Annotated in this window: 21 protein-coding genes; 10 read left to right on the plus strand and 11 right to left on the minus strand. The window is 43.0% G+C overall.

The genetic code is table 11. The annotated features are described in order from the left end of the window. Positions 1-80: 80 nt before the first annotated feature. Positions 81-743, plus strand: a complete 663-nt coding sequence (locus ACIFSR_RS08000) for a DUF421 domain-containing protein (protein WP_430056492.1) — start codon at positions 81-83, stop codon at positions 741-743. A 105-nt stretch (positions 744-848) separates the two neighbouring features. On the opposite strand, the gene ACIFSR_RS08005 is transcribed toward ACIFSR_RS08000, so the two are convergent. Both ACIFSR_RS08005 and ACIFSR_RS08010 read right to left on the minus strand, forming a co-directional pair. Then, the gene (locus ACIFSR_RS08005; protein ID WP_339205640.1) at positions 849-2,372 is read right to left on the minus strand and encodes a DHA2 family efflux MFS transporter permease subunit; all 1,524 of its coding nucleotides are present in this window, start codon (positions 2,370-2,372) and stop codon (positions 849-851) included. Position 2,373: 1 nt separating this feature from the next. Continuing rightward, positions 2,374-2,910 carry a PadR family transcriptional regulator gene (locus ACIFSR_RS08010; protein ID WP_339205638.1) on the minus strand — a complete coding sequence of 179 codons (537 nt, stop codon included), beginning with the start codon at positions 2,908-2,910 and terminating at the stop codon, positions 2,374-2,376. Positions 2,911-3,163: 253 nt separating this feature from the next. On the opposite strand from ACIFSR_RS08010, the gene ACIFSR_RS08015 reads away from it, so the two are divergent. Both ACIFSR_RS08015 and ACIFSR_RS08020 read left to right on the plus strand, forming a co-directional pair. Continuing rightward, on the plus strand, positions 3,164-3,763 hold the full coding sequence (locus ACIFSR_RS08015; protein ID WP_430056494.1) for a TetR/AcrR family transcriptional regulator: 600 nt from the start codon (positions 3,164-3,166) through the stop codon (positions 3,761-3,763). Beyond that, positions 3,750-4,835, plus strand: a complete 1,086-nt coding sequence (locus ACIFSR_RS08020; protein ID WP_430056497.1) for a DUF418 domain-containing protein — start codon at positions 3,750-3,752, stop codon at positions 4,833-4,835. Before ACIFSR_RS08015 ends, ACIFSR_RS08020 begins: the two co-directional genes overlap by 14 nt. Positions 4,836-4,937: 102 nt before the next feature. On the opposite strand, the gene ACIFSR_RS08025 is transcribed toward ACIFSR_RS08020, so the two are convergent. After that, on the minus strand, positions 4,938-5,876 hold the full coding sequence (locus ACIFSR_RS08025) for a DMT family transporter (protein WP_430057068.1): 939 nt from the start codon (positions 5,874-5,876) through the stop codon (positions 4,938-4,940). 216 nt (positions 5,877-6,092) lie between these two features. Between ACIFSR_RS08025 and ACIFSR_RS08030 the strand changes: the two genes are divergently transcribed. After that, on the plus strand, positions 6,093-6,968 hold the full coding sequence (locus ACIFSR_RS08030) for a LysR family transcriptional regulator (protein ID WP_430056500.1): 876 nt from the start codon (positions 6,093-6,095) through the stop codon (positions 6,966-6,968). Positions 6,969-7,022: 54 nt separating this feature from the next. Here the strand turns inward: ACIFSR_RS08030 and ACIFSR_RS08035 are convergent, their stop codons facing one another. Then, on the minus strand, positions 7,023-7,454 hold the full coding sequence (locus ACIFSR_RS08035) for an NUDIX hydrolase (protein WP_339205633.1): 432 nt from the start codon (positions 7,452-7,454) through the stop codon (positions 7,023-7,025). Positions 7,455-7,636: 182 nt separating this feature from the next. On the opposite strand from ACIFSR_RS08035, the gene ACIFSR_RS08040 reads away from it, so the two are divergent. Next, complete coding sequence (locus tag ACIFSR_RS08040) at positions 7,637-11,614, plus strand: S-layer homology domain-containing protein (protein WP_430056502.1); 3,978 nt, start codon at positions 7,637-7,639, stop codon at positions 11,612-11,614. An 84-nt stretch (positions 11,615-11,698) separates the two neighbouring features. Here the strand turns inward: ACIFSR_RS08040 and ACIFSR_RS08045 are convergent, their stop codons facing one another. The 7 genes from ACIFSR_RS08045 to ACIFSR_RS08075 form a co-directional block, all read right to left on the minus strand. Next, positions 11,699-12,799 carry a PRK06851 family protein gene (locus ACIFSR_RS08045; RefSeq protein WP_430056505.1) on the minus strand — a complete coding sequence of 367 codons (1,101 nt, stop codon included), beginning with the start codon at positions 12,797-12,799 and terminating at the stop codon, positions 11,699-11,701. Positions 12,800-12,886: 87 nt separating this feature from the next. Continuing rightward, the gene (locus tag ACIFSR_RS08050; RefSeq protein ID WP_430056508.1) at positions 12,887-13,759 is read right to left on the minus strand and encodes a metallophosphoesterase; all 873 of its coding nucleotides are present in this window, start codon (positions 13,757-13,759) and stop codon (positions 12,887-12,889) included. 122 nt (positions 13,760-13,881) lie between these two features. Further along, a complete protein-coding gene (locus ACIFSR_RS08055) occupies positions 13,882-15,273 on the minus strand; it encodes a histidine kinase dimerization/phospho-acceptor domain-containing protein (RefSeq protein WP_430056511.1) in 1,392 nt (463 codons plus the stop codon). Next, complete coding sequence (locus tag ACIFSR_RS08060) at positions 15,266-15,913, minus strand: response regulator transcription factor (protein ID WP_430056513.1); 648 nt, start codon at positions 15,911-15,913, stop codon at positions 15,266-15,268. Before ACIFSR_RS08060 ends, ACIFSR_RS08055 begins: the two co-directional genes overlap by 8 nt. Positions 15,914-16,112: 199 nt before the next feature. Next, on the minus strand, positions 16,113-16,337 hold the full coding sequence (locus ACIFSR_RS08065; protein WP_430056516.1) for a hypothetical protein: 225 nt from the start codon (positions 16,335-16,337) through the stop codon (positions 16,113-16,115). After that, a complete protein-coding gene (locus ACIFSR_RS08070) occupies positions 16,318-16,596 on the minus strand; it encodes a hypothetical protein (RefSeq protein ID WP_430056519.1) in 279 nt (92 codons plus the stop codon). The genes ACIFSR_RS08065 and ACIFSR_RS08070 overlap by 20 nt, the downstream gene beginning before the upstream one ends. A gap of 326 nt (positions 16,597-16,922) precedes the next feature. Continuing rightward, on the minus strand, positions 16,923-17,507 hold the full coding sequence (locus ACIFSR_RS08075; RefSeq protein WP_430056522.1) for a DUF4184 family protein: 585 nt from the start codon (positions 17,505-17,507) through the stop codon (positions 16,923-16,925). 219 nt (positions 17,508-17,726) lie between these two features. Here ACIFSR_RS08075 and rlmN point away from each other — a divergent pair, with 219 nt between their 5' ends. From rlmN to ACIFSR_RS08100, 5 genes are all read left to right on the plus strand, one after another. Further along, positions 17,727-18,830 carry a 23S rRNA (adenine(2503)-C(2))-methyltransferase RlmN gene (gene rlmN, locus ACIFSR_RS08080; protein ID WP_339205620.1) on the plus strand — a complete coding sequence of 368 codons (1,104 nt, stop codon included), beginning with the start codon at positions 17,727-17,729 and terminating at the stop codon, positions 18,828-18,830. A 183-nt stretch (positions 18,831-19,013) separates the two neighbouring features. After that, positions 19,014-19,850 carry a YitT family protein gene (locus ACIFSR_RS08085; RefSeq protein ID WP_430056525.1) on the plus strand — a complete coding sequence of 279 codons (837 nt, stop codon included), beginning with the start codon at positions 19,014-19,016 and terminating at the stop codon, positions 19,848-19,850. Positions 19,851-19,947: 97 nt separating this feature from the next. After that, complete coding sequence (greA, locus tag ACIFSR_RS08090; protein ID WP_076266440.1) at positions 19,948-20,424, plus strand: transcription elongation factor GreA; 477 nt, start codon at positions 19,948-19,950, stop codon at positions 20,422-20,424. Between the two features lie 281 nt (positions 20,425-20,705). Beyond that, positions 20,706-21,902 carry a ParM/StbA family protein gene (locus tag ACIFSR_RS08095; protein WP_076266439.1) on the plus strand — a complete coding sequence of 399 codons (1,197 nt, stop codon included), beginning with the start codon at positions 20,706-20,708 and terminating at the stop codon, positions 21,900-21,902. Between the two features lie 52 nt (positions 21,903-21,954). Continuing rightward, positions 21,955-22,326 (plus strand): hypothetical protein, encoded by a 372-nt coding sequence (locus ACIFSR_RS08100; RefSeq protein ID WP_339205616.1) that lies wholly within the window; start codon positions 21,955-21,957, stop codon positions 22,324-22,326. Positions 22,327-22,401: the final 75 nt, after the last annotated feature.

Genomic DNA, 22,401 nt, shown 5'->3' on the forward strand with positions numbered 1-22,401 from the left:
TCACTTTAAAGATGATACGCTGTTCCATGATTTTTTTCAAATCGCTTGGGTAACAATAAGAGTAGAAGTGGAATCACAGCATGCATACCTATATGGATATTTTAATACGTACGATTGTTGCTATTTTACTGCTTTTATTAGTAGCTAGAATATTGGGGAAACAGACGATTTCCAACATGACATTTCATGATTTTGTGACCGGCATTACGATAGGGGCACTTGTAGCCAACCTGGCATTCAATGAAACATTGAAATGGTCGCATATTATTTTATCACTCGCGGTTATGACGGTTACGTCTTATCTGTTATCTGTCGTTGCCTTAAAGAGCCGTAAATTAAGAAGCTGGATTTCAGGCTCCCCAACCGTTCTCATTGAAGGCGGGAAGATTCTTGAGAATAATATGAAGAAAGTTAGATATACGTTGGATTCTTTGGATCAAGCTTTAAGAGAAAATGGGATTTTTAATATGGATGAGGTTGAATATGCAGTTCTTGAGGATAATGGAATGGTGTCTGTATTAAAAAAAGACGAGTATCAGCTTGTCACGAAAAAGGACATGAAGCTTCAATTAAACAAGCTGGAGTTTCCAATTGAATTGATTATGGATGGTTCACTTTTGGAAAAAGAAATGAAAGAGAATGGGCTGACGAAGGAATGGCTGGAAAACGAACTGAGAAAAAAAGGGAAGAAAATATCTGACGTTTTCTACGCGGTCAGAGGGACAAAGAAAGCTCATTTTTGACTTTTATGAAGACGGTATACATAAACCTACGGATGAAGAATAAGGATGCACGCAACGGTAATTTGTATCGCAGATCACAGATTACCGTTGCATGTCCGTTTACCTCTATATGTGTGTAGCGCTGGTCGTTGTTTTTTTTGTGGTTCCGAGTCTGCTAGCACCAACAAACATAGCGGTGATTAAGCCAATGCTGCCAACACAAATGCTGAGTATAAAGCCGTGATTGATTGCTGTTGCCAGCGCCTCTTGCAGAAACTTGCGTATTTGCGGGTCTAGCTGACCACCTGCTCGCATGAGCAGTTCAGGATTGGCAAGTGTATTGATTTTGTCAGAAGGAATGCCAGCCTTATCTGCACCCGCCGTAATTAACCGATGCAAGTTGTTGTTCACAATAGTCGCCATAATGGACGCACCCAATATACCGCCAATGTTGCGCCAGAAGCCGACGATAGATGAGCTGACGCCCATATATTTAGGATCAACGTTTGCAGCAATCGAGCTCTGTGCGACACTCATTAGAGGGCCAACGGCGCCAAAACCAAGCAGAATCATAAGTACAATCATATAGCCGCTGGAAGCATGGGCGCTAACTGTAGATAGCAGCGTAGCTACAATAATGGTCATTAGCATAGTGAACAGCATGAGTGTACGGAAGGCGAATTTGGATTGCAGGAAACCAAATAGAATAGCACCCCCGATTAACGAGGCCATCATAGGCGTCAATACGCCGTTTGAGTTGCTATGTCCTAACACCCCTACCGTAAAGCTAGGCAAATATGTAATGGCGGAGAACATAATGACGCCTTGGCAGAAGCAAAGAATACTTGTGCCCAAGACCATCTTATTTTTAAAGATGCTCAGAGGAAGGACGGGTTCAGGAGCACGCAGCTCGACAAAAATAAACAAAGCGCCAATTACAGCTGAAATCGTGAATAAGCTAATTTCCTGCCAGGAGCTCCATGCGTAGGTTTTGCCGCCCCATTCGAGCGCTAGCATTAAGGAGACCGTAGTAATGATCAAAAACAAGGTTCCCAAATAATCGATTTTTGGTTTTTTCTCGGAACGTGTTTCTTTGAGCGCAATCATCAGAACAATCATGGATGCCAAACCGATGGGGATGTTGATATAGAAGTTCCATCTCCAACCAAAGTGTTCGGCAATGAAGCTGCCGAGCTGCGGGCCTGCAACGGAGGATAGGCCGAAGATCGCACCGAATACGCCAGACATTTTTGCTGCATCCTTCGGGTCTTTAAATATCGTATAAATAATGGTGAAGCTGATTGGGAACAAGGCGCCGGAGCCAATCCCTTGAATGACGCGGAACCAGATGAGCTGATCAGCGCTCTGAGCTATACCGCATAGGGCGGAGCCGATCAAGAACATGCCAATACCAATCATATAAAACATTTTTCTGCCGAATAGGTCGGACATTTTGCCGAAGACGAGCATCGTGCTTGTTGCTGCCAGCATGTAGGCGGTAAATACCCAGCTGACTTTATCGAAAATGTTAAAATCCTGACTGAGCTTGTTAATGCAGGAGGCGACAATCGTATTGTCCAAAGATGCCATTAATAACCCTAGTGCCATGGCAAGAATGATGAGGTTATTGTTTGAACGTGATTTTTCCATCCTAAACCCTCTTTTCCTGTTCTAATTTATCCATACGATCGAGCCCCTCTTGGATCGCTTCCAGCTTAGCACTATATTCCTTAATTCCGATTTCAATGCATATGATATGTCCAGGCTGCATGGTGCTTTTATACATGGCGTATTTATCGCGCAACTGATCGAGCTGTGTCTGTGTATACTCTTGTGCCTGCTTCAACCACATAACTACCATGTCATTACCTACCAGCTGGCCGAAATAAAGCCGCATCAGGAAATCTGATTTAACCGTATCCGTTTCCATCGGGCTGTGCAGATATTCGTAAAATCTGCTTTTTCCAGCCTCTGTGATGGTGAACACATTTTTATTCGGCTTGCCCTCTTGCAGCACATTTTCCTTCGTGATCAATGCCTCTTTTTCCATCCGATGCAGCATCGGATAAATCGTTCCATAGCTTGAGCTATAGAAATAAGAGAAAATATCCTCGAACAATTGTTTAATTTCATAACCGGATAATGATCGTTTCATAAGCATGCCTAAAATAACGTCCTGACTGTTCAAAGTAAATGTTCCTCCTTGTCATTTTACTTAGGATAGAATGGGTATAGGTGTAATAAATATCCATATTTATATTACGATCCATAATATATCACTCCGATATATGCGGTGTCAATATATAGAAATAAAAACAATTAGTAAATAAAAAAGAATGAGTAGATCATTCACTTTTCATAAATTTCTACCTAACGATAGGTTGAAAAATAATAATAAGAGTGATATTCTAAAACAAATTCAAGGTACAGGAGGAGTTGCAATGAGTAAAAGCGAGGAAACATTGGCATCCATCAAAGAAGTGAGCTATCAACTATTTGCAGAGGTGGGCATTACGAAAACGACTTATTCGATGATTGCTAAAGCGGTTGGAATAGCTAAGCCGTCCATTTATTATTACTTTAAATCGAAAGAAGATCTCATAGCGGCAATTTTTGAAGACTTGTGCAGCGCGATTCAGTTCTCGACATTTTTTGAAATGGATACTTTTACAAAAGATAATTTTGAGGAGAAGCTTGTTGAGCTCGGAATCCATATGATTGATGAGCAGGCTAAGGACCCTTATTATAATCGTGTCTTACAGGAATATATGTTAATGGCAACAAGGTATCCCTTTTATCACGAGAAGCTGCTTATGATCCAAAAAGGGTATTTGCACGGCTTTGAGATGCTGATGGAGAAAGCTAAACATTTTGGACTTGTTTCAGATCAGGCGAGTGCTGCCAAAGCACATATGCTTGCCTTAGTGCTTGATAACATTGGCAACTTTATGATGCTAGTTGAACATATTGATTATAAACAGATCTGGGTAGAGGCTGTAAGCGGCGTTTTCAAAGGAAGTGATGCTAGTGGAAGCAAGTAAACGATTGATTGGGCTGGATTTTGCCCGTGCATGGGCGCTGTTCGGTATGCTTATCGTAAACTTTATTGTAATTACAAATGCTGAGCATAATGGCCCCGCGTGGTTGATTACCGTTACTTCGTTATTTCAAGGACGAGCCTCGGCTTTATTCGTTTTACTTGCTGGCATAGGCATTTCGTTCATGTCTCGGAAAGCTGTTGCTAGTCAAAATAAAGCAAAGATTATAGCTATTCGCCAAATGATTTGGAAAAGATCGCTGTTCTTGTTTGTAATCGGATTACTGCTATATGTTATGGAATGGACAGGCGATATTTTACATTATTATGGTGTTTATCTGTTCATGGCAGCAGTGCTAATTACGGTAAGAGACAGGATATTGTATGGACTGGGCGCAGCTATATTAATAACAGCACAATGCCTTCAGCTTGTATTCGATACCTTTAAAGGATGGGGCGGTCCTGTACCGTTTATGCATTATGTGGATTTTTGGACGTTGGAAGGTTTTGTTCGCAATTTATTTTTTAATGGCTATCATCCTATATTTCCATGGTTTTGTTTCTTCATCATCGGACTCTTGATAGGAAGAATAGATTTTCATAACAAGGCGCTTCGAATGAAGCTGCTGATCATTGGAGCAAGTGTCACGATAACGATGGAGCTGCTGTCAAAAATGCTAACTTATTTGTTCATCCCGAGCATGGGCAGCGAAAGTGCTGAGTTTTTGTTCAGCACAGGTCCGATTCTGCCGAATGTTTTGTACATCTTATCTGCATCGGGTTCGGCTATTGCCTTCTTAATTCTAAGTCTGTTCTTGACTGAAAAATATGATAAGGGCTGGTTTATAAACGCCATTGTTCACACTGGCCAGTTAACGTTAACTCATTATGTTAGTCATGTGGTGATCGGTATTGGTGTTTTAATCGCATTAAATCGACTAGAAAACCAATCGTTGATATTCGCCTCTATATACTCAATTTGTTTTTTCTTATTTAGCATTCTATGTAGCGTGCTTTGGCGTAAGAGATTTTCAAGAGGGCCGATTGAACTGCTGATGAGGAAAATTACGGGATAAAACGGCAAGCTTTCCATCCGCTTTCTTTACAATAACGAAGTTAACAACAACACCACTCCATCAGGAGTGGTGTTGTTGTTTTATATTTATCTTATAGTTTGGTTAAGGGGTAGCTTTGACCGCCTGACCTTTGGGATGACGAGGAGCAGCATAAGTGCTCGGATTAGCTTTGTTCATTGCTTTTCTCTGCTGCACATTGTTTCGAACAAGCGCGAAGATGACGAGCAAGGTACCGAAAAACTCATAAGCGCTAATGTGGTAGCCTTGAAAAGCCATAATGACGAAAGTAGTAATCGGAACGAAATTAATAAACAATATGCCATTTAGCGGCGATAATAATTTGATGCCTGCATTCCAGCATAACAAAGCGGCTAATCCAGGCAATAGAATCATAAAGGACATTTCATATTTGATTGAAAGTATCGCTTCCCAAGTGGGTACAGGCAGCACGCCAAAGGTGGATGCTAGTGTAACGATAACAAAAGATACGGCGCTGCCGAGCAAACAGGTTAACGTGGAATAGCGGAGTATGGACCACTGTTTAAACTGCGTACCGCCCATGGAGTAGATCACCCATCCAACAACTCCTATAAAGATGAGCAGAAGCGGGAAAATATGTTGGCCAGCCATCATGAAGAACGCTAATTTTCCGTTCGTAATGACGAGTAAGGCGCCTACAAGGGCGATGGCAACACTCGTCAGCATATATTTTTTTGGTGCGGTTTTTTTAGTGACCCACAATACCATAATAGATATCATCGGCATAAGTACTTCCATTATTGAAGCGGCGACGGTGCCGGATTCCCCCATGAGATGCTGTCCAAGGAATACGGCCATATTGTAGACTGTAAAGGCCATTGTCCCATAAAACAACAGAGATTTACCTCTGCCCTCTAAGCGGAATGCAGATTTACCCTCTTTCACTAACAAGAGCACGCTCAGAATGATTGCAACGACAAAATAGCGAATAAACGAGAAATAAAATGGATCAATTTGCTGTAAAGCAACGTGGGCTACAGGAAACATGGCTCCCCACGACATACTTGCAACGAGGCAAAGTATAGAGCCGATAATGACTTGTTTTTTAAGCACGAGTGGTCTCTCTCCCTAATAGAAATTATGCCGAGTTATTGTCTATTTCCAATGATAGGGGGTTGCAAGATGATAGTAAAACGATTGAAAATAAAGTTTATCATCATTTATAATGATATCTAACATATAAGATCATCTGAATCGAATGGCAGTGGAGGGGTGCGCTTGGAATTTAAGGATTTGAAAATTTTTCAAACCGTTGCTGCACACGGCAGTATCAGCAAAGCAGCGCTCGAGCTGAATTACGTGCAATCAAATGTAACAGCAAGAATTAAACTGCTGGAAAAAGAGCTGGATACGCCATTATTTTATCGCCATAAGCGCGGAATGATTTTAAATACGGAAGGTAAACGTCTGCTCGAGCATTCGAAAGAGATCTTGTCCAAAATGGAAGAAATGAAGCGTACCTTTCACAATAAAACCAATCCTTCCGGTGTCCTAGAAATCGGAATTGTGGAAACCGTTATCGCACTTCCTCATATTTTATCGTCGTATTATAGCAAGTATCCGAATGTAGAGTTATCGTTGACAGCCGGAGTGACGGATCAGCTGCTGCAGGAGGTTCTCGATATGAAGCTGGATGGCGCTTTTGTTACCGGACCAATCAGGCATCCTTTAATCGAGCAGGTAGAGGTTATTCAAGAAAAGCTAGTGCTGGTGACCAAAGGTGATGCGTTCTCGATGGACGACATTACGACAAAACCGCTCTTGCTCTACAACAAAGGCTGCGGCTACCGCGGGAGACTGGAAAGCTGGATGAAGGTAGAAGGCATTATTCCAAAACAAATTATGGAGTTTGGCACTTTTGGGACGATTATTGGCAGTGTGGCAGCGGGTGTAGGCATAACGATTATTCCCGAATCCTCGATTATTGATTTGGCTGCTAACGGCACCGTTTACTGTCATAGTGTACCTGAGCCATATCGTGATATTACGACAATTTTTATTCGGCGCAAGGATTCCTATTTAACGAGTACATTACAATGCTTTATTGATGAAATCATTGCTCGGACAAGCGGAGTGAAATCGAATGTGATATGAAAAAAAAGTCGGTGCAGGGATTACGCCTGCACCGACTTTTTTCATAGCCTTTCATTATTCGAACCACTGTCTCGGCCCTATCGTGTGGAAGCTCTCCGTCTGATCTGGATTCAAAGCATCTTGGATACGTTTATAAGTAAAGTCACTCAATGGTCTAGGCAGATCATCAATGCTGCAATACTGGCAGGCAGTAATTTCTTTATAACAAGGCTGAGGAGCTTGATTGTTTACGGTTTTGCAAATGAAAACAAAGTGGTGCATATCATGATGCGGCTCGTAGTATACACCCGTTAAGCGATCTACGGTTACCTCGAGACCTGTTTCTTCTAATACTTCTCTTCTTGCCGTTTCCTGCGCAGACTCGTTTTGTTCGGATAACCCGCCGGGTATTTCCCAATTGTATTTACCATAGTTATGTTTCACCAGCAGAACACGATTTTCAGAATCAACGATAATAGCAGCCGCACCAACCGGTTTGTTTGACAATTAAAGTCCTCCTATTTATCTGTATGAATAATGGCATTCTCTATACGGAACCATATGGAAAAAAGTTGCAGCGATATTTACAATACCTTCACCCTGAGATAATAGAGCAATGATATCTTCTTGTTATGATGAGGCAGTCATGTTTATGTGGATTGTCAAAATTGTTTACAAAGGAGATTATTATGAACTACGTCAACAAAAAGGTATTATCTATTCTGTTATCCTTGGCATTATTGCTTGGTTTGCTCGGAGCAGCCGCACCATCCCCGGTCGCTGCTGCTTCTGCGACTGAGCCGGTGACGTTACTGCCGGGAAATTCGGTTTGGAAATATTACGATAAAGGTATGGATCAAGGCACAGTATGGAGGTCTACTTATGACGACTCGGCATGGAGCTCAGGCAATGCCCCGCTTGGTTATAAGGATTCTGGCGCTGTAATTAGTGCAGCTGGCTTTGGCGCACTGAAAACAGTTGTAGATTATGGAACGAATAAAAGTAAAAAACCTCGGACGACATATTTTCGGACGAATCTGAATGTAGATAAGAACAGTATTGATCATTATGGACAGCTGCTAGCTACTTTTGCCATTGATGATGGTGCAGTGGTTTATGTAAATGGAGTAGAGGTTGTCCGTCTGGGCATGCCGACAGGCGAAATTAAGTATTCTACAGCGGCATCTTCGAATGCGAGTGATCCCGTTGTTTATCCGGATGTAGACCTTACAACAGCATTAAAGGATACCTTAAAAGACGGTAATAATGAGCTTGCTGTTGAGATTCATCAGCAAAGCGACGGCAGCTCGGATCTCTTCTTTGATATGAAGCTGATTGCTCTGCAAGAGGCACCTAAGGTAGAAGTAAGTAAAGTGACGGTCACTTTCAATGGTGATCCCGTCAGTTCCAAAGGATTTACATGGTACACGCCGTTGGATGTGAATCGAGCTAGTCAAAGTGATTTGCAAGTTGTAGAAAAAACAGGTGCTGCAGCAGATTTTACGAACGCAATAGCATTTACGGGTCGTTCAACCGTTGCCAACAATTCCTTAGCAGAGCTTGTTCATAAAGCTGAAGCGACGGGCTTGAAAGCGAACACGACGTATTTCTTCCGTGTCGGCGATCAGTCGTTGAATTTGTGGAGTGAAACAGGTACATTCCAAACCGCACCAACAGGCGGAGCGTTCTCCTTTATTGATTTAACAGATACACAGGCGAAGGAAAAAGATGAGGCACAAACATCGGGCTCAACCATCGCTAAGGCGCTGGAAACTGTGCCAGATGCAAAATTCGTCGTTCATAATGGCGATGTAGTTGAGAATGGGACATCCGAGCAGGAATGGAATTGGCTGCTTGGCTATTCACAAGAGAGCTTGCTGAATACAACGATTGTGCCTTCAGCAGGTAACCATGAAAATAAAAACTATGCGTTTTACGATCATTTTAATGTGAAGCAAGCTGAGAATTCAGCAACGGTAACAGGTGCTTATTATTCGTACGATTACAGCAATGCTCATTTTATCGTGCTGAATTCGAACGAGAACTCAACTGAGTATGCGAATTTCTCAGTAGACCAAGTAGAATGGTTAAAGAAAGATGCAGCAGCAGCGAAAGCGGCAGGCGCAGAGTGGATCATCGTAAATATTCACAAAGGTCCATATACGACTTCAAACCATGCGACAGACAGCGATATTATGGGCGCTAACGGCGTAAGAAGCAAAATCGCTCCACTCATGAATGAACTAGGCATTGATTTTGTACTTCAAGGACATGACCATATTTTTGCTCGTACAAAACCAATTAAAAAGGATGGCACTGCAGAATCGGTTGAAAAAATTACAGAAACTCTAAATGGACAAACGATTGAATATGCAGTAAAGCCTGACGGCACGATTTATATGATTCCAGCTACAGCGGGTGAGAAGGTTTATTTCAAAAACCAAGATGCACGGCTTGGCGATGCGTATTTCAATCTCTTCGACAAAGCGGATGAAAATCATGCTCGCAAGTATGGCAACACGACAAGTGCTGCACGTGGAAAGGTACAGAACTTCGTTGGCGTTAACATTGACGGAGGTAAACTTACAGCAGTTGTTTATGAGATTGACCAGCAAGTAAATGCAGGTAAGCCATTCATCGTGGATCAATTCGGGATTCTAAAAGAAGAAAAACCAGACTACAGCAAAGAAAAAGTAAGCAAAGTAACGGTAACTTTTAACGGTGATCCAGTAAGCTCCAAAGGTTTTGCATGGTACACTTCACTGCTTCTTAAAGGCAATGACCTGCAAGTGGTAGAGAAGACGAACGCAGCGCCAGATTTCACAAAAGCAATTAATTTTGCAGGGCGTTCTACCGTTTCTTCCAACTCACCTTCTGAGCTTGTCCATAAGGCAGAAGCAACGGGCTTGAAGGCAAATACGTCTTACAATTTCCGTGTGGGTGATGCGGCACTGAACATTTGGAGTGAAGTAGGAACATTCCAAACCGCACCAGTAAACGGAGCATTCACATTCATCGACTTGGCGGATACGCAAGCCAAAGAAGAAGATGAGGCGAAGCTTTCGGCTGAGACGCTGGAGAAAGCACTGGCTACAGTACCAAGCGCACAATTCGTTGTGCACAACGGTGATATTGTAGATACAGGCACAAAAGAAGAGCAGTGGAACTGGCTGCTTGGCCATTCACAAGAAAGCTTGCTTAACACAACCATTGCACCATCAGCAGGTAACCATGAAGATAAGAACAATGCATTCTACGAGCATTTTAATATCAAACAAGCAGAGAACTCTGCAACGGTAACGGGTGCATACTACTCGTACGATTACAGCAACGCACACTTTGTTGTGCTGAACTCGAATGAAACTTCGGCAAAATATGCGAACTTCTCCGAGGCGCAAGTCGAGTGGTTGAAAAAAGACGTGCAAGCAGCGAAAGCAGCAGGCTCGCAGTGGATTATTGTCAACATTCACAAAGGTCCATATACGACTTCAAACCATGCAACGGACAGCGATATTATGGGCGCTAACGGCGTAAGAAACCAAATCGCACCGATTATGGCAGAGCTCGGAATTGACTTTGTAGTACAAGGTCATGACCATATCTATGCTCGTACAAAACCGATCAAAAAGGATGGAACAGCAGCAGCAACAGAGAAGATTACTGAAACACTGAACGGTGAAAAGATTGAGTATACGGTGAATCCGGATGGTTCAATCTACATGATTCCTGCAACAGCAGGTCCGAAGGTATACTACAAGAATGTAAAACCAGCACTTGGCGAAGCTTATTACAATCTGTTCGAGCGTGCGGAAGAGAACCATGCGGCTAAATACGGCCCAGATAAGAACGACAGCACACGCCCAGTTCGCGGTCAAGTACAAAACTTCGTTGGCATCACGATCGATGGCAACAAGCTAACGGCTGTAACATATGAAATTGACCAAACCTTGAACGATGCTAAACCATTTATCGTAGATCAATTCGGTATTGTGAAGAAGGAAAAAACAGATCCGGGACCAGGTCCAGGAACAGGTCCGGGTACAAACCCAGAAACGAATCCAGGAAAAGATCCGGGAACTAACCCAGGTACAAATCCTGGTACTGGAACTGGCGGCGGTAATGAGTCAGAAGTTGTATTGAAGGATATTGCAGGCCACTGGGCAGCATCAGCTATCAATGAAGCTGTAAAAATTGGTTTCGTTAAGGGTTATGAAAACAGCCAGTTCCGCCCGAATAAATCAGTTAATCGTGCAGAGTTTATCACGATGCTGGCTCGTGCGCTGAATCTCTCTGACTCAGGCAAAGCTTTAAGCTTCAAGGACTCTGATAAAATACCTGCATGGGCACAATCGTTTGTTACGCAGGCTGTTGAATCAGGTATCATTAGCGGATATGCTGATGGCACATTTGGTCCTGAGAAGGAGCTGTCTCGTGCAGAGATGGTCGCTATGATTGTTCGTGCAAGTGGAATAAAAGTAAATCCAAATGCTAAGCTTTCCTTTGCTGATTCCAAATCTGTTCCCGCATGGGCTGTTCCATACGTTGCAACCGCAGTAGAGGCGGGACTTGTTAGCGGCGTTGGCCAGAACCGTTTCGCTCCTCAGCAGATTGCCACTAGAGCAGAAGCAGTAGCACTCATTATTGGTTTGCTTAACAAAACGAAATAATCATAACTTTTATTCAGAAAAGCCTGCAGGCTTCACCAATTGGTGGAGCTTTGCAGGCTTTTTATTATGGAAAATGCATGTATGTTAACGAGCGGCTGCGGCTAAAATATTGCCGATTGCTTGCTTCGCATCATTTTTGATTTGTTCAAGTTGATTGTAATCAACAGCTTGCGAGTATAATTGTTCCCGTTCATCTTGCAATGTCTTGGCTAGAGCTAGCTGCTGAACTGATGTTTTGATCTGCGCAGCGTAACGGTTTTTTATTTCGGTAATGGTTTCTGAATGCGCTTCATCTGTTCCAGGTGTAATGCAGCTGGCATACATATCGATCATTTCATCGCCTGAACGATCGGGAAAGTACTCATGTGGCGCTGTACTGTCGAAAATTGCGAAGCCAAGCTCACGAACGATGACCATATCTAAGCTGTTTGGATCGAAGCCGCAATGATAAATCTCAACATCTAGTCCGCGATCGACCCCGGCTGCAGCTATTTTTTTGAGCATGGTGGATTTGCCTGAGCCGGCTCTGCCTTTAACGAAATATCGTTTTAAACCATCCGTCAGATTCGGGACAAAATCGAATGAGCCCTTAGCTGTAGCAGCGCCCAAAAAACGGTGATCAACACGGCTTGTTTTCTCCAGCCTGTTATCGCCATAAAATGTATTGATGTACGAAGCTGTCAGCTCATCGGCTGCTTGGAAATTCATGTTCTGAATATAGACGCTCTCCCAGTCGTCATGAATACGAAGCGCCTCAGCAAAGCCAGCATAAGCTTGATCGTACGCCTGCGTAATTTGTGTACTTAAAATCTCGATCTCTGGCTTTAGCGCCTGCAGCTCTGCTGCATCTGCGGCCTCGCCGAGATGAATGTATTGAACGGATGCTCCAAGCAAAGCGGGATCAATAAAGCGCGGCGGTGTTCCATCAACAAGGCCGAGACGGAGTGCGGGAACGATGAGTCCATCTAGCGAGCCATTATCGAAGGGGGAGTGCAGCAGCCAAATGTCATAGCCACCCTGCGCGATGCCGTCAGCGATAGAACGAATGAGGTTTGATCGTTCTAAAGCAGGTCCTTCTTTCAAAATAAATAAACGCTCCAAATCTTGCAAAGACGAGTCGAACAGGCTGGTCAAGCCGCGAGCTGTATTTCCGTTCACATAGAAGTTTTTGATGATTCCAGTCATAACCGTCACACCTTCCTAGGCTAATGTCATGCTGCATACTCCATCGTATTATTTCCATGTTGAATTGGTGCTAGTATCCAATTTCCTTTATTGTGCCTTTAACGTAAGAACGGTAAGCTCTGGCCGGCAATGGAAACGAACGGGAATGCGTGTCATTCCTATCCCGCGAGTGGTGTACACTTGCAATTTGCTGTTCAGTACCTGATACAAACCGGCAGTATACTTGCTCCCGTAGGGAGGTGTATACAGTGCCCCGACTAAAGGAATACGCACTTGTCCGCCATGGCTATGGCCTGACAATTGCAGGTCGACCGGATAGCGGGCATACTCATCAGCAAAATCCGGCTCATGCGCGAGCAGAATGGTACTGGAACCGTCTGGAATGCCTTGCAAAGCCTGATCGATATTTGGGTGTCCAACCATCGGATCATCGACCCCGGCAATATAGAGATGCGCTGAGCCCTTTGTTAACGCGACATGCTGGTTATCGAGCACATGGAATCCAGCTTTTGATAGCCCCCTGGTAACTGCTCTTCGATTGCCGAAGGCATCGTGATTGCCTAGAACGGCATATTGCCCAAATGGCGCTTGCAGCTTCGAGAGCTTCGAGAGGAAGGCAATGGCTTCCGGCATATACGCGGTGGATTGATCGAGCAAATCACCTGTGAAGCAAATAAGGTCTGGTTTTGCCCGCCTAACTTGCTCTGCAAGCTCAGTCAGCAGTTCAGGTTTAGAATGAAAGCCGAGATGCAGGTCACTGAAATGAACGATGCGAAAGGAGTTGAAGGAGGGAGGCAGCTTTGGGATGGCAACCTTCACCTGTTTAACCTCAATCCAATACGGCTCAACTAGATTCGAATATACGCCGGATAAAGCAGCGGTTCCCATCAGCCCCAAAGTTACATGCAAGCTCTTCTTCAAAAACGTCCGTCTACTCATAGGTGCTGAAGTTGATTGCATAATGCCTCCATTTTCCTTGTTGATGTCTTCCAATGATGATCTTTAAGTGCAATCATAGTCCTTTTTTGTTACGTCAATGTGACAAAAAAATAAGGCACCGCAACAGGGTTGTCGCAGTGCCTTTAATTCGTACTCGTATCTATAGGCAACGAGAAATAAAATGTAATTTCCTCGTTTTCGATATGAAAGCCAAACGGTGCTTCATGCTTTTGCAAAATCGTTCTCGCGATCGATAAGCCTAAGCCCGTTCCGCTAAGCTGTTTGTTGCGGGAGCTCTCCATTACATAAAAGGGTTCCCATATCAAATCCCATTGTCGCTGCTCATCATTTTCAATCCCATTCGTGATCGAGAAATGTAAAAAATCATCTTTATTCAGAGCAGTAATACGAATTTGTTGATTGGTTGAATATTTCATTGCATTGGAAATGAAATTGTTCAAAACCATCTCTATCTTCTGCTCATCAGCGAATATATGGTGCTGGTTTAGCAAGCTGTCATCTACAGATAGCTGAATAGCTTCCTGTTGAATGGAAAAACGATATTTTTGCAAGGTTCGATGGAGCAGCTGTTTGAAATCAAAGGTGTTCATCCGATAAAGATCAGTTTGCAGCTTGGAGAGCTCAAGCAGCTTGCCCACCAGCATCGCAATGTCATCGGTTTGCTGCTGGATAACATCAATATAGGTACCGTCGTCCATTCCGTCTTTTATTCCTGAAGAATAAGCCTTTATTAAGGATAGAGGGGTCTTCAGTTCATGCGAAATGTTGGCTATAAATTGCCGTAAATTCTCATTTCTCGCTTCCAGCTCATGATGGGCATGCTCTAATTTATCACTCATTTGATTGATGCTCTCTGCTAAGGCTTCAATTTCATCGCCCGTACGAATATGAACCTTGGTAAACGATAAGCTTGAAATGCCTTCAGCTGCATCTTGTATTTTGGCAAGCGGTCGAACGATGCTTCTTGTGAAAAGTGCTGACAGGATGATCAGCAGCAGCAGCTCGCCTGCATAAGTATAGAGGGTAAATTGATTGACGATGGTTAATGTTTCTGCCGAGTGGGATATCGATTCACCGACTACAAAAACGATCTCATCTTTTTTCATAAAGGTAACGAGAAAGCTGGATTTCAGCTTCTCTTGATTGTAAATTTTTCTGACCATTTGATATTCGTTAAGCTTCTCAAGGCTTTCATTCGTGATCCAAAACTTGCTCAGCGTAATGCCTTTTTTATTTAAAAGACCTATAATTGTTTCATTTAGCGCATTCAAATTTGCTGTGACTGGTGTGTTTACAATGGTAACATCGTATTTGTTCTCAAGAGCCTCCATATTACGCAATAACTGCTTTGTATCCATGGCATCGAGCTGCTCAGTTATAGCTGCAAGGGCATGCTTTTTTTTATACAAAAGATATTTGGGCAAGAAAAACGAATTCATCACAAATGAGAAAATAACGACGATACAGAACACGAACAAAATTCGCCCAATCAACTTTTTGTTTAGCTTATTCATGCGGTTCTTCCAGGCTGTAGCCCATCCCTCTATGTGTTCTGATCAAATGATCGCCGATCTTTGCTCTAAGCCTGCGGATATGCGTATCGACAGTTCGTTCTTCGCCAAAATAATCGAATCCCCAAATACGATCGAGCAGAGCTTTCCGTGAAACGATGATCCCTCTGTTTTCAATGAGGTACTTCATTAAATGAAACTCTTTATTCGTAGCCTGTAGGTCGGTCTCATCTCTAAAAATTTTTTGGCTATCGATATCTACTTTTATATTTCCTATCGCAATTTGATTGTCCATATGAAGCAGCTTCTTTACTCGCAAAATCAATATACGCGGGTCAAACGGCTTGCTGACATACTCATCTGCTCCAGATTGAAGGGCGATGAGCTCATCCTCGTCTTCCCCTTTTGCCGTCAGCATCAATACCTTCGTTTTGCTTTGTTTTTTGATTTCTTTGCATACCTCAATACCATTTATTTTAGGCATCATCCAATCTAATACCGCTAAATGGATGTTGTTTGAATAGAAAATGTTCAGCGCTTCCTCTCCATCCTGTGCTAGGAAAGTATGAAAGGCTTCTTTCTCAAAATACGCTTTTAAAATCTTGAGCATAAAGGGCTCATCATCGGCAATTAATATATTCATTAAAGGCTCCTTCCCAGCAATGTAGAGAGATAGAATACGTAAGGAATATGATACCTGTTATTAGAATAAGCTGTACATCTTGTTTTTGTTTCATACCAGCGGAGCCTCAGGTCAAGCGGCTGTAAGAAAACCATAACTAAATACGACTACGACAATGAGAAAAAATAAGACAACCAAGCAAGCAGCTATTTTCATCTTATTATAAACCTGTCTCGTTGATCAGCTCTTCTCGGTTCCCGGCCACTTTAATCAGCTCCATGATTTTAGAGGCACCTTCCCCATTTTCAAAGCTGCTCATATGCTCGGCGTATACGAATCGGTGCTCATACAGCTGCATAATCGCCTTAACAAAGCTTTGAGCGGTCATTTGCTCTTGAAGCAGCAGCTTGGCAAAGCCGGCCTGCTCAAAATATTGTGCATTCATAAGCTGCCCTACGCGGCTTCCCCCCTTGTATGCGAAATAAGCAGCATTTCTTCTGCAGCGCAAGCAGCTCATGCCTTGTTGTTTCCACCATTTGGTTAATGCTATCGGCCTCTAGGCTGCCGCCCATTCTTAGTAGAACGGGCTTATCGGAAGTAAAGCCGCAAGCATGGAGCGCGCGCTGAATATTGTCCGACTTTAAACTTTGCTTCAAAATTGAACCTATATACGGCTTTGTAACGACGATCGTTTTATTTTTCAAAGCTTGTTCCTCCCGTTTATCTGAACGATGAATAAGAACAAGCATAAAGTTTGAATGTTACACCAATATGGCAAAAATCATTTACGGCATTTGGTCATGCAATAGCGGTTCTATTTACAAAAAAAATAAGCCCTTATCAGGAGAGCTCATGCTAAATTGGGATAGACTCATTTTCTCCTATACAGACGATGAACGATGCTTGCCATGAGAATGCCGAGTATAAACCCTGAAATCGGAGCTACAACAGCTATCCCGATATAGTTGGAGCTGGACGTGAAGATGAGCTTTAACGTTAAAGTCAGCAATATACAAAATAAAACAATTGCCTAATATACCATTTTGTGTTTCGTGGCAGCGCCTGTATAAACAGATTCCAATTTAGCTTTATTTATAAAGCGGTATAACAGCATTGCTTCTATAACTAGACCGACGATGGATAACGTTCGCTGAAACCATTTGTATAGCGGTATCCCGGCAATTGATTCACGAAGAACAGGAAATGTAGTAACGAACCTGCCTGAATAGTGCGTGCATGCATCGATTAAAAGATGTGAATAGAAGCCAATGATGACGGAGATGAGAAACACCAGCCAGCTCTGCACTGTGTTAAGTTTCCATCCATGGGCGAGGCTGTAGGCTTTACGATCTAAACTCCCAAGCGCAGGCAGGTTTATAGCTAAGGGAACTTTTACAACACAATGAAACAAATAAGCGAGCAAAATGCTCAGCGGTATCGCTTGATAGATCAACCCGCCAAAGGAATGGCCGATCGTCTGATAGGGCTCAAGCGCAATAAAATATTCAAAGTCAGGAGACATACTCCCGAGAACGAGACCAGTTAAGCTAAAATAAGCAGGCTTAATCGCTTTTAAAGGTGCAATATATAGCGGATGAGCAAAGGTGAACGGCAATTCGGCACCTCCTAACGGGTCTATTTTAAAATAGGAAGACGGTACTTTTAAAAGAAATGTAACATTATAGGCCAAGGGAGGGGCATTAACATAATAATTGGGCGCTTTCCCCCCTTGTTTTAATGAGGTAATTTTGGGACAATAATAAGCAGATTGTTTGTTTCGGCCTACTAGCTAGAATAGGGCTGCTTTTTAGCAGTTTTGAAAAGAGGATTAGTTATGACTAAAGCATCTATATATGGATTAACGTTTGATCAGCTGACGGAATGGCTGAAAGAACGAGAGTATACAAAGTTTCGGGCATCACAAGTATGGGATTGGCTTTATCGGAAGCGTGTAACGGCTTTTGAGGATATGACGGATGTGAAGCAAGAGATCATTCAGCTGCTTTCCGAGCATTTTGTCATTCAAACGCTTACCGAGCATACGAGGCAGGAATCAGCGGACGGAACGAATAAATTTTTGTTCAAGCTGCATGATGGCAACTTAATAGAGACGGTACTAATGAGACATAAATTCGGCTTATCGGTTTGTGTGACGACACAAGTAGGCTGTAATATTGGCTGCAGCTTCTGTGCGAGCGGTCTGCTTGCAAAGAGCCGTGATTTAACGGGCGGAGAGATCGTGGAGCAGATTATGAAGGTGCAGCTTCATTTGGATCAGGCGCAGAAGGGCGAGCATGTCAGTCACGTCGTTGTCATGGGCATCGGCGAGCCATTCGATAATTTTGAGAACCTGACAGACTTTATCGGTGTAATTAAGAGCCAGAAGGGGCTTGCGATCGCCGCTAGACATATTACCGTATCAACGAGTGGCTTAGCGAACAAAATCGTGGAGTTCGCCGATTCGGATCTACAGGTTAACCTTGCCGTTTCCTTGCATGCACCGAATGACGAGCTTAGAACACGTATTATGAAAATAAACCGAGCGATTCCCATTGCGAAATTGATGCAATCCATCGATTATTATTTGGAGAAAACGAATCGGAGAATTACGCTTGAATATATATTGCTGAAGGACGTTAATGACCAAAGAGAGCATGCAATAGAGCTTGCACAGCTTATTGGTCATAGAGGTAACCTCGCTAATGTAAACCTCATTCCCTACAATCCGGTGGATGAGCATAGTCAATACCAACGAACGGATCGCGAAACGGTGCGAGCTTTCTATGATACGCTTAAGAAACAGGGTATCAGCTGCAGCGTTCGCCTTGAGCATGGTACGGATATTGATGCCGCTTGCGGACAGCTGCGGAGCAAACAGATCAAAAAATCCAAAGAGCAGAAATTGGGGCAAGAAAGCTCAGCAGCAGCGTCCCTCTAGAAGCGTATCATACCTTTGCAGCTGCTGCTTTTAAAAGATAATCATGTGAATAATATGAGAACACCTTCTAAAAGAGGTGTTCTTTTTATTTGTTTATACAGCCATTTTTTCTGAATATTTACAATTTCGGATAAGATGGACATACTACGATCATATATTTTTAGATAAGAAGGGTGTATGCATATGAAGAAGAGAATAATGGATGTCATTACAATTATGGTTGGCGCACTTATTTTTGCATTAGCAATCAACTTATTTGTTATTCCGAACGAGTTTGGCGAAGGCGGGGTTACCGGGATAACGATTATTTTATATTATGTTTTTGGATGGGCACCATGGTTAATGAGCTTAATTTTCAACTCCTTTCTGCTCATTGTAGGCTATCGTTTTCTGGATCGACAGACGGTCATTTATACGATCGCAGCGGTGCTTTTCCATTCTTTATTTCTCCATTTAACAGCAGACTGGAGTATTCAATCCGATGAATTAATCGTAAATGCGCTGTTTGGCGGCTTGTTTGGCGGAGCGGGAATTGGGCTCATTATCCGCGTTGGAGGCACGACTGCAGGAACAACAATTTTGGCACGTATCGCGAATAAGTATTTGGACTGGAACATTAGCTATGCCTTGTTGTTTTTTGACTTAATCGTCGCGTTCTCCTCTTATTTCATTATCGGTGCCGAGGCGCTGATGCTTACTATTGTCATGTTATACATCGGTACCAAGGTGATGGACTTCATCATTGAAGGGGTTAATCCGAAAAAAGCGGTCACCATTATATCCAAGGAGCAAGGCAAAATTGCTGAGCAGGTTAATGTGGTGATGGATAGAGGAGTTACTGTTATTTATGGCCGCGGGCACTATACGAAAACACCGCAGGAAATTTTATATATTGTCATTAGCAAGCAGGAACTGAGCCAGTTGAAAAAAATTGTGAAGACATGCGACAAAAATGCGTTTATTACAATTCATGATGTGCGGGACGTATTTGGCGAAGGGTTTATTGATATTTCAAAATGATTACAGCGATTGGTATAAAAAAGAAGGTCGTGGAATTTCGCTTATTTTCGGGATATAGAGTAAAATTAAAACAAGATAGCAGATAGGAGTTGTTTAAATGTCGAAAGACGAAGTAATTTTGACGCAAGAAGGCTTAGAGCAGCTGCAAGCTGAGCTGGATGATCTAAAATATGTGAAGCGCAAGGAATTGGCTGCACGGATTAAACTCGCGATCAGTTATGGCGACTTAAAGGAAAACAGCGAATATCACTCAGCCAAAAATGATCAGTCCTTCATGGAAACGAGAATTCTTATTTTAGATAAAATGCTGAAGAAGGCTCGCGTGATCGAAGCGAAAACCTTAGACCTATCGAAAGTAAGCATCGGTTTAACCGTCATTTTAAACGATATCGAATTTTCTGAGAAGATCGAGTACAAAATCGTAGGTACTGAGGAAGCAGATGTTGCGGAGAACAAAATTTCCTACGAGAGTCCACTGGGCAAAGAGCTGCTTGGTCAGACGGTAGGCAGCATCATTAACGTAAGTGCTCCTATGGGTGTTATTAAATACGAGCTTCTCGAAATCAGAGCATAATTCATTATCCTATAGATCATTGCATCACAGCTAATCCGCCTGAAGCGGGTTAGCTTTTTTTGACGAAAAAGGGCAGAAACGACAGCATCGTTAAAGAACCGATCGATACAAACATATTGCGACAGAAACAGATGAGAAAAGATTAACGGGCATTGGGACTATAGCTTGATGTAAACTAATACTTTGTATGGCAAAGTATTACCATGACTGTTGCAACAAAAAAACATAATCTTTGGAAGCTGTACAAGTTTCCAAAAACCTTTTCTAGGAGGAAAGCCATTATGAACTATCATTTCTTTGTAGGCAACGATAACGGAAACAGTGAGCATGATCTTATCATTGACGGCAAGCTGGTTCAGCAGCCTAATGTAAATTGTACGGTGGACGAGCTTCCATGGAGCGAAGAGCAAACACCAGAGAGCTTTATTAAGAATTTGCAGGATCAGCTGGTTGTAACCATCGACTCGCCATCAGCAAGACCAGGGATGTACTATGTCGGGAAGTTCGCTCTAGAGAGCGGAGAAGTGCTGGACAATCTGCAAATCGGAATTGATCTGAAGAGCGATATGGATTTGCCGGTTATCAATACGCTTGCCCAAATTGCGGCGATGGCTGTTCAGAAGGCGTACGAGGAAGAGAAAAAAATACCTGCACAAATCGATGTGGAAGTAGATATGGCAACGGCGCTTCCGGTTACGCAGCACACGGATGAGACCTCTGCTAAGTTTGAGAAACGATTTACGTCTGGCTTGCACCATGTGACGGTTCATTTGGGCATGCAGCGCGTAGCTGTAAAAATCGTGTTCCCGTTTGCGAAGGTCGTTCCAGAAGCCACTCCGGTTATTTTCACGCTGCAGAAGGATTCGGCGGGCGGCTGGAGAGAGGGCGAAATTTTTGGGGATTTCCTCGAATCTTACGAAGTAGATAAGAAATTCAACGGCAGTTATTTCAAAGAGAAGCGCATTCTTCATGTCGATATTGGAGATGGCTCTACCGAGTATCCGATTACGGAGGGTAATAAGTTTCTGCGTCAATTCGTGCATGGCAGCCATCATGGCGCCGGTTATGCGATTGAAGAAGCGCTGCAGGAGTTTAACCGCCTCATTCATTTGGCGGACAGCCCGCGTCAATTTTTCAGCGATGTCATCAAAAATCCTAACCATAAATACCATGCACGTGCGCTTAAAACATTAAGAAGACCGCTTGAGAGCCAGGTTAGACAAATTGTGCAGCATGTCAAAAAACAGCTGACCAAAGCACGCAATGAAATCGATCTGATTTGCGTTTACGGCGGCGGAAGCATACTTATGCGCTCAGTACTCTACGGACAGCTGAAAGAGCTGTGTACGGAAAGAGAGATGCAGCTGCTGTATATTCCTGCCGAGTACGCAGTGCAGCTGAATGCAATGGGTCTTGATGCATTTGTGCGTGGCAAAATCTATGAGGCATTAAAAAATAAAGCGGTTCAGCCTGCATAAGCTTAATCATCAGGTTGAGGTATAATCTAACGGATTCTGGTAGGTGAGAGGTATGAAGAAAACAAAACTGCCCGGTGAAAATATAAGCTTGAAAACCAAGAAATCAGAGGATCCCTTAATTATGCTATGGTTGAATTCACAATCGAATCTCATGGATTCTCTTCGATATTTGGTTGAAAATGAGATCGCCGTAAATGGCGTTCGGAATTTGCAAGCTTTTGTTCCGATGGAGAGAAGTCGATTGCAAGGCTCATCGGCCTTGCAGCAAGGCAGCGAAATCAGGTCTCCATTAACAGGGGAGGAACAATTGTCAGCAGCGATCGCTGAAGTTAGCGCCGCTGTCACTGCTCCCATTCCTGACCCAAAAGCTTCTCCGGTTGTAGAGGAAGAAATTGATGATGATGATATTGAAGCATGGAGCTAATAAAAAAAGGTAATATAGAGAATTACTTAGTTATGTTATGTATGACTAAGTAATTCAAAGTATTACCGAATAATA

Source organism: Paenibacillus sp. NRS-1760, assembly GCF_050467785.1.
GTDB lineage: Bacteria > Bacillota > Bacilli > Paenibacillales > Paenibacillaceae > Pristimantibacillus.